Annotated in this window: 14 protein-coding genes; all 14 read left to right on the top strand. The window is 46.7% G+C overall.

Going from position 1 to position 14,845, the window contains the following annotated elements:
• Window positions 1-116 precede the first annotated feature (116 nt).
• Window positions 117-2,783, top strand: a complete 2,667-nt coding sequence (locus tag G9G57_RS23295; protein WP_017427418.1) for a valine--tRNA ligase — start codon at window positions 117-119, stop codon at window positions 2,781-2,783.
• Between the two features lie 36 nt (window positions 2,784-2,819).
• The gene (locus G9G57_RS23290) at window positions 2,820-4,196 is read left to right on the top strand and encodes a bifunctional folylpolyglutamate synthase/dihydrofolate synthase (RefSeq protein ID WP_016818421.1); all 1,377 of its coding nucleotides are present in this window, start codon (window positions 2,820-2,822) and stop codon (window positions 4,194-4,196) included.
• Between the two features lie 6 nt (window positions 4,197-4,202).
• Complete coding sequence (gene murC / locus G9G57_RS23285; protein WP_038978209.1) at window positions 4,203-5,582, top strand: UDP-N-acetylmuramate--L-alanine ligase; 1,380 nt, start codon at window positions 4,203-4,205, stop codon at window positions 5,580-5,582.
• Between the two features lie 166 nt (window positions 5,583-5,748).
• Window positions 5,749-7,026 (top strand): SPOR domain-containing protein, encoded by a 1,278-nt coding sequence (locus G9G57_RS23280; protein WP_164965612.1) that lies wholly within the window; start codon window positions 5,749-5,751, stop codon window positions 7,024-7,026.
• 121 nt (window positions 7,027-7,147) lie between these two features.
• On the top strand, window positions 7,148-7,390 hold the full coding sequence (locus tag G9G57_RS23275) for a DUF4321 domain-containing protein (protein ID WP_013372674.1): 243 nt from the start codon (window positions 7,148-7,150) through the stop codon (window positions 7,388-7,390).
• A 22-nt stretch (window positions 7,391-7,412) separates the two neighbouring features.
• The gene (locus G9G57_RS23270; protein WP_044788183.1) at window positions 7,413-8,021 is read left to right on the top strand and encodes a Maf family protein; all 609 of its coding nucleotides are present in this window, start codon (window positions 7,413-7,415) and stop codon (window positions 8,019-8,021) included.
• Window positions 8,022-8,035: 14 nt separating this feature from the next.
• Entirely contained in the window at window positions 8,036-8,728 is a 693-nt protein-coding gene (gene radC, locus G9G57_RS23265; protein WP_016818426.1) for a RadC family protein, read from the top strand.
• A 106-nt stretch (window positions 8,729-8,834) separates the two neighbouring features.
• Complete coding sequence (locus G9G57_RS23260) at window positions 8,835-9,869, top strand: rod shape-determining protein (RefSeq protein WP_013311600.1); 1,035 nt, start codon at window positions 8,835-8,837, stop codon at window positions 9,867-9,869.
• 55 nt (window positions 9,870-9,924) lie between these two features.
• Complete coding sequence (mreC, locus tag G9G57_RS23255) at window positions 9,925-10,746, top strand: rod shape-determining protein MreC (RefSeq protein ID WP_016818427.1); 822 nt, start codon at window positions 9,925-9,927, stop codon at window positions 10,744-10,746.
• Complete coding sequence (gene mreD, locus G9G57_RS23250) at window positions 10,746-11,276, top strand: rod shape-determining protein MreD (RefSeq protein ID WP_013372670.1); 531 nt, start codon at window positions 10,746-10,748, stop codon at window positions 11,274-11,276. The genes mreC and mreD overlap by 1 nt, the downstream gene beginning before the upstream one ends.
• Before the next feature lie 82 nt (window positions 11,277-11,358).
• Entirely contained in the window at window positions 11,359-12,021 is a 663-nt protein-coding gene (minC, locus tag G9G57_RS23245) for a septum site-determining protein MinC (protein ID WP_017427422.1), read from the top strand.
• A gap of 3 nt (window positions 12,022-12,024) precedes the next feature.
• Window positions 12,025-12,822 carry a septum site-determining protein MinD gene (minD, locus tag G9G57_RS23240; RefSeq protein ID WP_013372668.1) on the top strand — a complete coding sequence of 266 codons (798 nt, stop codon included), beginning with the start codon at window positions 12,025-12,027 and terminating at the stop codon, window positions 12,820-12,822.
• Between the two features lie 292 nt (window positions 12,823-13,114).
• On the top strand, window positions 13,115-13,960 hold the full coding sequence (locus G9G57_RS23235) for a peptidoglycan DD-metalloendopeptidase family protein (RefSeq protein WP_019688408.1): 846 nt from the start codon (window positions 13,115-13,117) through the stop codon (window positions 13,958-13,960).
• A complete protein-coding gene (locus tag G9G57_RS23230) occupies window positions 13,953-14,831 on the top strand; it encodes a M50 family metallopeptidase (protein WP_016818430.1) in 879 nt (292 codons plus the stop codon). Before G9G57_RS23235 ends, G9G57_RS23230 begins: the two co-directional genes overlap by 8 nt.
• Window positions 14,832-14,845: the final 14 nt, after the last annotated feature.

Genomic DNA, 14,845 nt, shown 5'->3' with positions numbered 1-14,845 from the left:
TGGATACATGCACTAGGGGTGAAACAAAGGTGGTACCGCGAGAGAACAGCCTTTCGTCCTTTGAGGATGAAGGGCTTTTTTTATTTGCCAATTGAAAATCATGGAGGTATCCTGATATGTCAGAACAAGACAACAAGACAACCTTGGAAATGCCAACAACGTACGATCCCAAATCAGCAGAACAAAAATGGTACAAAACGTGGATGGAGAAGGGCTATTTCCGTGCCGGGCAACATCCAGAGGCAGAGCCTTTTACTATCGTTATTCCACCACCGAATGTTACGGGTATGTTGCATATTGGACATGCTCTTGACTTTACTTTGCAGGATATTATTATCCGCGCCAAGCGGATGCAGGGTTATGATGCCTTGTGGCTGCCAGGGGCAGACCATGCAGGTATTGCTACTCAAACAAAAGTAGAGCAGAAGCTACGTGAAGAAGGTTTGACTCGCTATGATTTGGGCCGTGAGAAGTTTTTGGAGAAAGTGTGGGAGTGGAAAGATCTTTATCTGGACAATATCCACAATCAATGGGAGAAAATGGGTTTTTCTCTCGATTATTCTCGTGAACGTTTTACATTGGATGAGGGACTGTCCAAAGCGGTACGCGAAGTATTCGTTAAACTGTACAAAAAGGGTCTGATTTATCGCGGTAAACGCATCATTAACTGGGACCCCGCTGCACGTACCGCATTGTCGGATATTGAGGTGGAATACAAAGAGGTGAACGGAAATCTGTATCACCTGCAATACCCTCTGAAAGACGGTAGCGGATTTATTACTGTAGCCACTACACGCCCTGAAACGATGCTGGGCGATACGGCTGTAGCTGTACATCCAGAAGATGAACGCTATAAGCAAATGATCGGCAAAACGCTTGTGCTTCCAATCATCGGGCGTGAAATTCCGGTCATTGCGGATGACTATGTAGATAAAGATTTCGGTAGCGGCGCGGTTAAAATCACACCGGCTCACGATCCGAATGACTTTGAAATGGGTCAACGTCACCAGTTGCCTCAAATTACGGTGATGGACGAGACGGGAACGATGAATGCTGAAGCAGGCAAATATCAGGGACTGGATCGCAGCGATTGCCGTAAGCAAATCGTCGCTGATTTGAAAGAGCAGGGTGTACTGATTCGTATTGAAGAGCATGTACACCAAGTAGGTCATAGTGAGCGTTCTGGCGTAGTTGTAGAACCTTATCTGTCGACGCAATGGTTCGTGGAAATGAAGCCTCTGGCAGCTAAGGCGATTGAAGCACAGAAGGCTGGCAACGGTGTAAACTTTGTACCGGATCGCTTTGAGCGTACTTATCTGCATTGGATTGAAAATGTGCGGGATTGGTGTATTTCCCGTCAATTATGGTGGGGACACCGTATTCCGGCTTGGTATGATGAGGAAACCGGAGAAGTTATTGTATCGGCGGAGGACCCTACCACTTTGCCTGAATATGCCGGTAGAAAGCTCAAACAGGATGAGGATGTACTCGATACTTGGTTCAGCTCTGCTTTGTGGCCGTTTTCGACCCTAGGTTGGCCTGAGCAGACAGAGGATCTCAAACGCTATTATCCGACGAATGTTCTGGTGACAGGCTATGACATTATTTATTTCTGGGTATCGCGTATGATCTTTACCGCGCTGGAGTTCACGGAAGAGATTCCGTTCAAGGATGTACTTATGCACGGTTTGGTTCGTGACGCGGACGGAAGAAAAATGTCCAAATCCCTGGGCAATGGTGTTGATCCGCTCGACGTGATCGACCAATATGGTACCGATGCAATGCGTTATATGATCTCCACCAGCAGCACACCTGGACAAGATCTTCGTTTCCGCTGGGAACGTGTGGAGCAGGCGCGTAACTTTGCCAATAAAATCTGGAATGCATCACGCTTTGCGCTGATGAATCTGGAAGGCGTCACTGCGGCAGATATAGACATTACTGGTGACTTGAGCACCGTTGACCGTTGGATTCTGCACCGTCTAAACGAAACTTCACGCGACATCACGCGTCTAATAGATGCTTATGAATTTGGCGAGACAGGTCGCCTTCTGTATAACTTTATTTGGGATGATTTGTGCGACTGGTACATTGAGTTTGCGAAGCTTTCCCTATATGGCGATAATGCAGAGGCGAAAAAGAAAACACAATCCGTACTTGCATACGTTTTGGATCGGACACTGCGCATGATTCATCCGTTCATGCCGTTTATCTCCGAGGAAATATGGCAGCATCTTCCGCATGAGGGAGAAACGATCACACTGGCCGCTTGGCCTGCTTACGATCCTGCTTTCGAGGATAAGGACGCGGTCGCTGAAATGAATTTGCTGATCGACGTGATTCGTGCTGTGCGCAATATCCGCGCTGAAGTCAACGTGCCGATGAGTAAAAAAATTGAATTGCTCATAAAACCCGGCGATCAAGCCGTTCTTGATATCATTAACCGCAATGGGGAGTATGTACGTCGATTCTGTAACACGTCTGAATTCGACGCAGGCTTAGAGTTCACCGCTCCAGATAAAGCCATGACATCTATTGTTAGCGGCGCAGAGCTATACCTGCCGTTAGCCGGACTGCTAGATATTGCCCAGGAAATTAGCAGACTTGAAAAAGAACTTCAGCATTTGAACAGTGAAGTGGAGCGCGTGGAGAAAAAACTCTCCAACCAAGGCTTTGTGGCGAAGGCACCAGCCAAAGTCATCGAGGAAGAGAAGGCCAAGCAAGCCGATTACTCAGATAAGCGCGCTAAAGTTATCGCACGTATTGAAGAACTCAAGGGATAATTTCACTCACAATAAAATGACCTGAAGGTGAAGAGGATGTCAGATACGATCAGGGGCGGCGACATAGCCCCTTTACAAAGTTATGATGAAGCAGTGGAATGGATTAATGGGTTGATTCCGTTTGGCATTAGACCCGGACTGGAACGAATCGAACAGCTGATGAGTAGGCTGGGTGATCCGCAACGACATCTGAAATTTATTCATATTGCAGGAACCAACGGTAAGGGCTCGACTTGTGCCTTTCTAACCTCTGTGCTTCTGAAATGTGGATACGATGTTGGGACCTTTACTTCTCCGTACATCACCCGATTTACGAACCGTTTTCAATTCAACGGGACCGATATTCCAGATGAAACGCTGGTTTCACTGGCCAATCGTTTGTATCCGTTGGTGAAAGAAATCGCAGATAGTGAGTTGGGATCACCTACGATGTTTGAGGTGTCCACAGCGTTGGCTATTTTGTACTATGCTACGGTAGCTTTTCCAGATGTTGTGGTATGGGAGACAGGCCTCGGGGGAAGGATGGATGTAACTAATATCGTGAGTCCTATCGTTTCGGTCATTACGAATGTCGGCTATGACCATACGGACATTTTGGGAGATACACTGGAACAGATTGCAAGAGAAAAGGCTGGGATCATCAAGCCGGGTGTACCTGTCGTCAGTTGTGTTTCCCAGCCCGAGGCTATTCAGGTCATACGTGAAACGGCGGCCAAGCAAGGAGCTACCTTGTACCTGGCAGGAGAACAATTTACGTATGAACGGTTAAACGGGAATGAAACAGGTCAGACCTTTTCATTCGCCGGACCCTTCCGACATATGGAAATCGACATCACGTTGTTAGGTGAGCATCAATGTTCTAATGCGGCAGGAGCTCTGATGGCACTTGAAGTCCTACGTCAGTATATGGCTTTTGTGTTGGATGATGAGGATCTGCTGGAGGGATTTAGGCAAGCTGCCTGGGCAGGGCGTCTCGAACAAGTCAGTACCTCGCCGAGAATTGTCCTTGATGGGGCTCATAATCCAGAAGGGGCGCAAACGCTGGCCAAGAGTCTCCCACAAGTGTATTCGTACAAAAAATTGGTTTTAATGATGGGGATGCTATCAAACAAGCATCATGAGGCATACTTGCAGCATATACTGCCACTAGTGGATACGCTTATCCTGACCGAGCCCGATTTTCGCCGCAAAATGAATGCCGCTGATTTGGCTCATCTCGTGGAGAAGCTGCGGCCGTCTTATGCCAAAACGGATTTAAAAATTATTGTAGAAGGTGACTGGAAAAAGGCTTTAAACCTGCTTCAGTCACATACGGAAGCGGAAGATCTGGGGGTGGTGTCCGGCACGCTGTATCTTATTGCGGATGTACGGGCTACCCTTATGTATCAAACCGATTCGGAAAAAGGTTGGTGAAATTTGTTGATTACTTCGGAACATGTTCATTTTATCGGTATCGGCGGCTACGGGATGAGCGCGATTGCTCGGGTCATGCTGGAGATGGGATATACCGTGACTGGCTCAGATGTGGCATCACAGGAGCTGACAGAAAAACTGGCGGCAAAAGGCGCAAAAATATATATTGGACACACGCCTGAACATATTGCGGGCGCAGATATCGTCGTCTATTCAACAGCATTGTCACGTGACAATGTAGAGCGGGTGGCAGCAGAAGAATTGAATATTCCAACACTGCACCGTTCGCAGATGCTGGCTCGCTTGCTTAACGAACGTAAGGGTATAGCGGTTGCGGGTGCGCACGGGAAAACGACAACCTCTTCTATGATCGCTCTGGTTATGGAGAGATGTAACGTTGACCCAACGTATATTATCGGCGGCGAAATCACGAATTTGGGGACGAACGCCAAAGCGGGGAAAAGCGAGTTTGTCGTTGCCGAGGCGGATGAAAGCGATGGTTCTTTCCTACAATATCATCCTTGGCAGGGGATCGTAACCAATATTGAAGCAGATCATTTGGAAAATTACGATGGGGACTTCAATCGCCTAAAAAGTGCTTACGTGCAATTCTTGAGCCAAATTCGGCCGGATGGAGCAGCTATTGTATGCGCAGATGATCAGAACATCCGAGAGATGCTGCCTCAGCTCCAAACTCGGGTCATTACTTATGGGGTAGAGCATGAAGCGGATTACATGGCGACAGATATCCAACTGGGTGACCGCCGATTAAGCTTTACGATGAGCCGTAAGGGAACAGCACTCGGAACGATTGAATTGTCTGTACCTGGTAAACATAACATGTATAATGCGATGGCTACCGTGATTTCATGTCTGGAAGCAGGGATTCCATTTGATCAAATTGCTGCAACTATTGTGGAATTTCATGGAGCGAAACGTCGTTTTCAAGTGCTAGGTGAAGGCAATGACATTTTGATTATTGATGATTATGCGCATCACCCAACAGAGATTGAGGCTACGATCAGTGCAGCGAGAGCAACTGGCAAGCGTATTATTGCCGTGTTCCAGCCACAACGCTACAGTCGTACCTTTTTCCTGCTGGATGCGTTCAGCCGTGCGTTTAGCGAGGCTGGTGAAGTGATCATTACCGATATTTATTCACCAGCGGGAGAAAAACAGATTGAAGGTGTGCATTCTTCCAAACTGGTGGATTTAATCGTCCAAAACAGCAATGCGAATGCAATCTATTTACCAACCAAAGAAGCTGTGATCGAAGAGCTGAAAGATCGGTTACAACCAGGCGATCTTGTGCTGACAATGGGAGCAGGAGATATCTGGAAAGCTGGCGACGCGTTAGCACGCCATCTTCGCGGGCAACAAGTGTAATACGTATGAACATGGGCTGTTACGCCAATGTATTATAGCTTTGAAGGGTATTCCGAACACGAAGGTGTTTCGGGATACCCTTTTTTTGTAAAGCTGAGGCATATTATCTCAGCTTGACTCATACAACAGACTATGAGGAAGTATGGGACAAGGAGGGAGTGCATCCATGAACAAGGCCAAGATGACATTCCGGTTCGATCAACAGTTGCCGGAAACAAGCCGGGAGGATAAGCTACAGGTGCTTCCGAACCAAAATGAGTCATTTACGAACGGACAGCGTGACCCGATCAGAGATACGGAGTTATATCACGATGAAGAGCTTTATCAAACGGATAACCAGCATAAAGGGATGGAACGGACTAGCAGTATGGAGAAACATACTCGAACTACACAACATTCAGAGCTTGGTAAGCCTGTGGAGACGAACAAACGCACTGCAACTCGGCGCTTTACTCCAACATTGAGGGTACAAGAGGGATGGGACGACCCTTTTGGTCGTTCGGCAGCTTCCTGGTCAGATGCGGACATTCTACCGGAAAGTCCGGAAGAGGACGATGTTGAGGTTGAGGAAACCTATTATTCCGGTCAAGAGTATAGAAAGCGTCCACCTCACCCTTCCAGATGGAGATTAATCGGTTCTGTAGCCAGCGCGTTGGTGACTGGAGGCATGTTCGGATATATTTTGTTGTTACTGTTTAACGGAGGCGGTATGGTCCCGGGATCTGATCCTTCTGCTGATGAGGCTGTGCCTGTTTTTAAAGAATCTGTTGATGTCGATAACACGTATGCAAAAGAGAATGCTGCCCCTGTCGCCGTCGTAGCAACTCAAGTGCCTCCACAAACCTATTATTTGCTGCAATATGGGGTTTTCAGCACTCCAGAGCGGGCTTTACAGGCAAAGGAAGAACTGTTGAAGGCAGGCATTGCAGCAGGAGGGGATAGCGAGGATCAAAACCGGGTATATGCAGGAATATCGTCGGATAGGGAGCAAGCCAAGTTGCTCAGTAATCAATTGAAGACACAAGGAGTGGAATTGTATGTCCGCGAGCTCGAATTACCTGGATTCGAAAAAGCGGCTTACGGAGGTAATGGTGATAAACTGACTACCTTTTTTCAGTTAAGCAACTTATTAGTGGGGAAGCTGAGCGGGCTTTCCTCAACTTTGCTCAGAGAAGAAGGCTCAAATACGGTGTCAGCCTCCGACATGAGCGAGCTGAACGATCTGCATCAGCAGTGGACACAAAATGTCGCTGCACTTCCCACTGGTCTTCCGAAGGAAGCGGCTGCCACCGCAACCTCGCTTGAAAAGGCGATGAACAGCGCAGTCTCTGCACTTGGAGAATATAACAAGAATACAGCCAAGGAACACATTTGGGAGATTCAGTCCTCCATGATGGAATATGTTTTGCGTGAGAAGGAATTTATTCAATTCATAAAACAGTAGACTAACCATACTTTCCGGCAAGGAACTGGAAATAGTTCCCCATGCCGGATTTCTGTTTGTATTGCAGTACAAATCACCGTATAATAATGAAGGTGTCAAAAAATGGCGAGGGAAGATCAGGATGAAAAAAAATGTAGGAATGCTTATACTGTTTTTGTTGCTCGGTTGGCTTTTGGGTGCCTGGATTGCTAAGGCCCTTCAATCGGTCAAAGTCCTTTCCTTTCTGACCCACCCCACTACGATATCCTGGTCGCCGAGAGCGGATCTGGATATTATCAGCTACAACATAACGATAAATTTTGAATTGAGCCTGCTTAGTCTGATCGGCATCATCGCCGCATTCTGGCTGTACCGCAGGCTCTAACTGATGAAAAGGAGCTTCCCTTATGGACGGGAAAATTACGCCCCGCATTATTCTGGCATCGACTTCACCAAGAAGGAAGGAATTACTCGCATATTTGAGACTCCCCTTTGAGGTGGTGCCGAGTCATGCGGATGAAAACACGCCTGAGAGCTGGACGCCTCAGCAAATCGTGGAGACCCTTGCGGCCCGCAAAGCCGAAGCGGTCGTGCGCACTGCCGCACAGTCCCAGGAAGCTGGATTGGTGATTGGCAGTGATACGATTGTCGTGCTGGAGGATTCGGTATTGGGCAAGCCTGCCGACCATGCGGACGCAGTTCGCATGTTGACTGCATTGCAGGGAAGAACACACCGTGTGTACACCGGGGTAGCCTGCATACATACCGGAACCGGCAAGATGCTTGTTAGACATCGCCAAACGGAGGTCACAATGAAGCCTTTGAGCCAAGAACAAATTGTGGCATACGTAAATACTGGTGAACCGTCTGACAAAGCAGGATCGTATGGCATTCAAGGCATGGGTGCTACGTTGGTGGAATCTATTCAGGGTTGTTATTTTAACGTCGTAGGATTGCCGCTTTCTTTGCTGTCGGACATGCTGTCCGATTTTGGAGTAAATGTGCTGCGTCCATAAAAGGGGATAAACATATGCTGGAGTCGCCAATACTGATGCTTCGCGACCTCCCCCATGAAGAACGACCAAGAGAGCGCATGATGACATATGGGGCGGATGCCTTGAGCAACGCGGAGTTGCTAGCAATACTACTGCGTACAGGAACACAAAGTGAATCATCTGTGCATTTAGCGCAGCGTATTTTGCAGCAGGCAGGGAATCTGCGTCAACTGGTGGATATGAGTCTGAGCGAGTTGACCCAGATTAAGGGTATTGGAAATGCTAAAGCGATACAGCTAAAAGCGGGTATCGAACTCGGGCGTCGATTGGCATTGTCACGCCACTTGGAGACCCCGGTGATTAGTTGCCCGCGGGATGTGGCAGATCTGCTGTTCGAGCAGCTTCGTTATTTGCAGAAAGAGCATTTTGTTTGCCTGTTTCTAAATACCAAAAACCATGTCATTGCTCAGGAAACGCTATCTATGGGCAGCCTGAATTCCGCCATCGTGCATCCTCGTGAAGTATTCCGGGCTGCAATCAAGTGCAGCAGTGCTTCGATTATTTGCGCTCATAACCATCCGAGCGGTGATCCGAAGCCAAGCCCGGAAGATATCCAGTTGACCCGCCGCCTGATGGAAGCGGGCAACATCGTAGGCATCGACGTGCTTGATCATATTGTGATCGGGGACGGGACCTTTGTAAGTTTGAAGGAACAAGGTCTGATATAATATAATATTTAAATCAAACATTTAAACACGACCGGATAAACCGGCCTGAATAAACCGTTTATACAGGGATAACAGATTTCAGGGAAGAGAAAAGGAGATTAACATCATGCTGGGTGGCTTTACAAAAGATTTGGGAATTGACTTGGGGACGGCAAACACGCTTGTATACGTAAGAGGTAAGGGAATTGTGGTTCGTGAACCATCTGTAGTCGCTTTGCGTACAGATACAAAAACCATTGAGGCTGTTGGGGAATCTGCGAAAAAAATGATCGGCCGCACACCGGGAAATATCCGTGCAATTCGTCCAATGAAGGATGGAGTCATTGCCGATTTTGATACGACTGCAACGATGATTAAATATTTCATCCGTCAGGCGCAAGCACAACGTTCATTGTTTCCGCGCCATCCGAACGTGATGGTTTGCGTGCCTTCGGGCATTACTGCAGTGGAACAGCGTGCTGTTGAAGATGCGACCAAGCAAGCAGGCGCAAGAGAGGCGTACACGATTGAAGAGCCGTTTGCAGCGGCAATTGGCGCTGATCTGCCGGTATGGGAGCCTACGGGCAGTATGGTTGTCGATATCGGTGGAGGTACAACCGAAGTTGCGGTCATTTCCTTGGGAGGGATCGTAACAAGTCGTTCTGTACGAGTGGCTGGCGATGAAATGGACGAGTCTATTATTCAATACGTGAAACGTCAATACAACCTGATGATTGGTGAACGGACTTCTGAGCAGTTGAAAATGGAAGTTGGTTCAGCAATGCCATTAGAGCAAGTGGAAACATCGGAAATCCGCGGACGCGATCTGGTTACAGGCTTGCCGAAGACAATTACGATTACCTCCGATGAAATTAGCGAAGCATTGTCAGACACCGTGAATGCGATCGTGGACGCAGTCAAAGTAACATTGGAAAAATGCCCTCCCGAGCTGGCGGCGGACATCATGGATAGAGGAATTGTACTGACTGGTGGTGGAGCACTACTGCGCAACCTGGATAAGCTGTTGGCAGGTGAGACCGGAATGCCGGTGATCGTAGCGGAAAATCCTCTGGATTGTGTGGCAATCGGTACGGGTAGAGCACTGGAAAATATCCATTTGTTCAAATCGCGCAGCAGTTCTGCCGTCCGTTCCAAACGTTGAATCGGGGGTGTAGGAACTGTTTAAGCTGTTTGGCAATAAAAGACTATTTGTTCTATTGATCGGAATCGTTCTGTTTATTGCCCTTATGGGGATTACACTTGGACAGAGAAGTTCCTTAACCTGGCCCGAGAAGTTCGCCAGAGATTCAATTGGCTTTGTGCAAGGTATCTTTTACAGGCCCGCTTCAGCAATAGCGGGCTTCTTTGAAGATATTGGCAATATGCGTAGTATTTACGAAGAAAATGAGCGGTTAAAAATAGCCGTGGCTAAGCTGACTCGTGACCAGATTCAGACTCATAATTATGTTGAGACAAATGCCAGATTGCAGAATGAACTGAAGTTCACCCAAACGCAAAAGGCGAAAAATAATTATGATTATCGTGTTGCTCAAGTGAACAGTGTTAGCAATGATTCCAAAACGCTCGTGATTGATATTGGTGAGAAGGATGGAGCCAAGGTTGGTCAGGAAGTCAGTTCACTTGAAGGATTTGTTGGAGTCATTAGCCGCACGGGGAATTTTACGTCTACCGTTACGCTGTTGACTACATTGGACCCTAAAAATCCGAATTCTTATGCTATTGCAGCGACAGTCTTGGGTAAGGAAAATCAATCGTTTGGTATGATTGAAAGCTATGATCCGGGTACGAACAGATTTCAAATGACTCGCATTGAAGAAAAAGATCCAATCGCAAAGGGTGATCAGATTATTACGTCTGGTGCAGGCGGGAAGTTCCGCAAAAACCTAATGATTGGAACGGTGGAGAAAATTCAGGTTGGAGAGTTCGGCAAAACACGGACAGCGATTATTAAACCGGCAGCCAGCTTTGTGGATTGGAAAGAACTGCTCGTCCTCTACACTCCTGAGGTACCGGAATAATGAAGATGCGCGGTCAGGTTTTGATACTGCTGCTGTTTGTCTTGTTTATAGCTGAAGGAACGATTCTTCCGTGGCTTCTCCCGGATAGTTGGCATTCAAGAATGGTCCCAAATTTTGTGTATGTCGTAATTTTGTTTGTATCTGTGTATTACAGCCGTCATACAGCGTTGGTGCTAGGTATTGTTTTTGGACTTATTCATGACGTAGTGTACTACGGGTTTATCATTGGCCCTTATTCTTTTGCAATGGGATTGTCTGCATACTTATTAGGGCTTGTGTTTACAGCTAGACGTGCACCGATGCCCATTATGATGGCGGCCGTGTTAATTGGTAGTTTCTTGCTGGATTCTATGCTCTTTGCCATTGATCAGCTGTTCCAGCTGAATCATCAGACTTTCAATTGGGCACTTGCCCAGTATATGATTCCTGATTTATTTATCCATTTTCTGTTTGCCCTCATCATTTATGTCCCTGTTCGCAAGCAATTACAGCGTTTGGGTACCCGTGTGAAAAAGGAAGAGACTGTCTAGGTCTTTTTACACACATTTTGTCCGGGTTAGCAGGGATTTGACGTCCCGGGGACGAAATGATTGAGATAGGAGGGACAGGCTAATGGCGGTGAAATCGAATCATGTCACGATTAAAGGCATCAAAGATGGCCTGGTATTCCTGCTGGACGATCAATGCGAATTTGAGGATTTGCTGGGTGAGCTGCGTTTTAAGCTGGAGCACAGTCATCAAAATATTTTAACAGGCCCGATCATTCATGTGGATATTAAGCTGGGAAGTCGGGAAGTAACGGAGGAGCAGAAGGAAAGTATTCTGGAGATTTTAAAGCAGAAGGGTAATCTGCTCATCAGGTCTGTAGAATCACCCGGATTGCCTGCGGTAGTGCAGGGCAAGCCCCCCATTCACACGGTGACAGGGATTATCCGCTCAGGACAAGTGCTTCATCACGATGGAAACTTACTCTTTTTGGGAGATGTTAACCCGGGTGGAATTATAACTTGTACCGGTGATATTTATGTCCTTGGCGCTCTGCGGGGCATGGCGCATGCAGGGATGGAGGGAAATAGTGAAGCGATTATCGCGGCCTCCTATTTTGCACCAACACAGCTGCGAATTTCCGAAATGATCAGCCGTCCACCAGATGAATGGGAGACGCGTGAATCCGGCATGGAATTTGCGTATCTCAAGGATGGCGCTATGCAAATAGACAAAATGAGCAATATTGTGCGTCTGGGCCGCGATTTTAACGTGTTCAAAGGGGTGTAGCACATGGGAGAGGCTATCGTCGTCACTTCAGGAAAAGGCGGCGTCGGCAAAACGACGACGTCAGCCAATATAGGAACAGCGCTTGCACTGCTCGGCAAAAAGGTGTGTTTGGTGGATACGGATATCGGTTTGCGTAATCTAGACGTTGTGATGGGTCTGGAAAACCGGATTATTTATGACCTTGTTGATGTAGCGGAAGGTCGTTGCCGTCTGAATCAGGCACTGGTTAAGGACAAGCGTTTTGAGGAGTTGTATATGCTGCCAGCTGCTCAAACCAAGGACAAGAGTGCTGTTACGCCGGAGCAGGTCAAGGATATTATTTTAGAGCTTAAGAAGGATTTTGAATATATATTGATCGACTGCCCTGCGGGTATTGAGCAAGGCTTTAAAAATGCCATTGCCGGTGCGGATCAGGCCATTGTTGTAACTACTCCAGAAAATGCTGCTGTACGCGATGCAGATCGGGTCATTGGTTTACTGGAAAGTTCACATGTGATATCACCTAAATTAGTGGTTAACCGCATTCGCAATAGTATGGTTAAATCCGGAGATATGTTAGATATTGATGGGATTCTACAAGTGCTTAGCATAGACCTTATTGGGATTGTACCGGATGATGAAATGGTAATTAAAGCAGCTAATACAGGAGAGCCTACTGTTATGAATCCGGATGCACAGGCAGCGATTGCCTATCGGAACATTGCGAGACGAATCTTGGGCGATACTGTGCCTCTTATGCAGCTGGACCAGAAGAAGAGCGTGATGACACGCTTTAAGAAATTTTTTGGTATGGGTGGATAAGGAAAACAGGAAGATTTCTAAGGTAAGTGTTACAGTAGCGTTCATTTGTAATACTAGACACTTAAATAAGTGGCAACTTATTTAAGTGTTTTTGGTTTGCTTTTTTAATTTCTATGATAATGGTTCGTAAATTTAGGTCATTACATAAATGTTATAAATACAAAACATATCCGGTGCGCTAGCGCCGGTTTTTTTGATTTTTTAGGGTATGTAATTCCCACCCGGACAACATAAGTTGAAGCCCGTCCTCATAAGATGTAATAAACTTACCTCGCTGAGGGGGCTGAATAAGATGGACAAAAATTCCGGAATCAAGCAGCGCAGAAAAGAACGTATACAGCAGCTAATCGAGGGAAACAAAGCGGAGGCGTATTCCTCAGGCATAGATCAGAACAGGTATGGGTACAGAGAAATGAAATCGATGCCTGTAGTCAGTGCCAACTCGCCCAGAGACCCAGAAACCGAGTGGAAAAATGATCGACAACGTTGGCAGCAATCTTTTGGGGCAAATCGTGGTCCGTCTTTTTGGAGTTCCTTTTGGCGCAGAACTGTCATAGCAACAGTGTTGTTTGGAGTGGTATGGGGCTTATTTCGCTGGGATATTCCCTATGCAGTAAATTTGAGAATGTTTGTCGCGGATGCCTTGAATAAGGACATGGATTTTGTAGCCGCCGGACAATGGTATAAAACTTATTTTGACGGAGCTCCTTCCTTTTTACCGATTTTTGGCGAGGAGCATGAAACGAACCAGGTAGACGCTAGTCGAAAGGGCTCTCCACCGATTGAAGGCAATATAACACAGCCGTTTGTACTGAGCCTTAAAGGAGTAGAAATTACGCCGAATGTTACCGATAACGGGGCAATCGCTGTTAAAAGTATAGATGCAGGACGTGTATTAGACGTATTAAACCATCCCAAAAGTGGGATTTCGGTTACAGTTCGTCACACTGGTGGCATCACAGCAACTTACGGAAGACTTTCACGCTCTATCTTAAAAGTGAACGATTGGGTTCAGGAGGGTGAAGAGATCGGTGTATTGCCAGCAAATCACGGCGGTAGTGAGGTGGCAACTTTATTTTTGGCAATTCAAAGAGGGGATCAATACATTGACCCGTCGGAAGTGGTAGCCCTTGATTAATGTCCGAGGGGTGACCTTATCACTGCATCCACTGTTTGTACTGGTTATGCTGACCTCTGTATTAACTGGACATTTCATTGAGATCATGACTTTATTTACACTGGTGTTTATACATGAACTAGGTCATGCGACAGCTGCTTCGTTGCTGGGAGCGCGCTTACTTTCCATACAGATGTTACCCTTTGGAGGAGTGGCTGTCATTGAAGATCAGGGGAAGCTCAATGCGTGGAAGGAGATTGTCATTGCCCTAGCGGGCCCCCTGCAAAACGGAATCATGATCATCATCCTTTTGTGGCTTAGGCATGTGAGTGGGTTGGAGCATGATTATGTAAATTATATAATTCAAGGGAATGCTGTTATTGCATTGTTTAATTTGTTGCCCATTTTACCGCTCGATGGTGGGAAAATATTACAGTCGCTGATCAGCTTATTCTTTTCTTATCATCGCACATTAGTATGGACTTTTAGAGCCAGTATCGTAACCAGTCTGCTGTTTTGCCTGTATGGTATTTCGCCGTTATTAAGGCAAGATGAGCCTTTACATTTAAATCTGCTGGCGGTAGGGATTTTTTTGCTTTATTCTAATATTGTGGATTATCGGAATATCCCTTACCGTTTTATACGTTTTTTGCTGGGGAGGGACGAGCTTTTTTACCGCGAAGCGGCTAAAGGAAGCATTGCTTTACCTATTGTATCCCTGCCAGTGAAACATTTGGAGCCTGTTTTGCGTCTTTTCAGAAGAGATCGATATCATATGGTTTACGTTATGAATGAACAGGGACGGATTGTAGCTGTATTGCCGGAACAACGACTTATACGTTCTTATTTTGCGGCACGCCCGCCAAATGGTGGAGAATCCAAGCCCAAATAATGTTTTATGAATTG

It is taken from the genome of Paenibacillus sp. EKM211P, assembly GCF_011066175.1.
Classification (GTDB): Bacteria; Bacillota; Bacilli; order Paenibacillales; family Paenibacillaceae; genus Paenibacillus; species Paenibacillus polymyxa.
The sequence above is the reverse complement of the archived record's forward strand: the minus strand, read 5'-3'. Positions and strand labels throughout refer to the sequence as shown.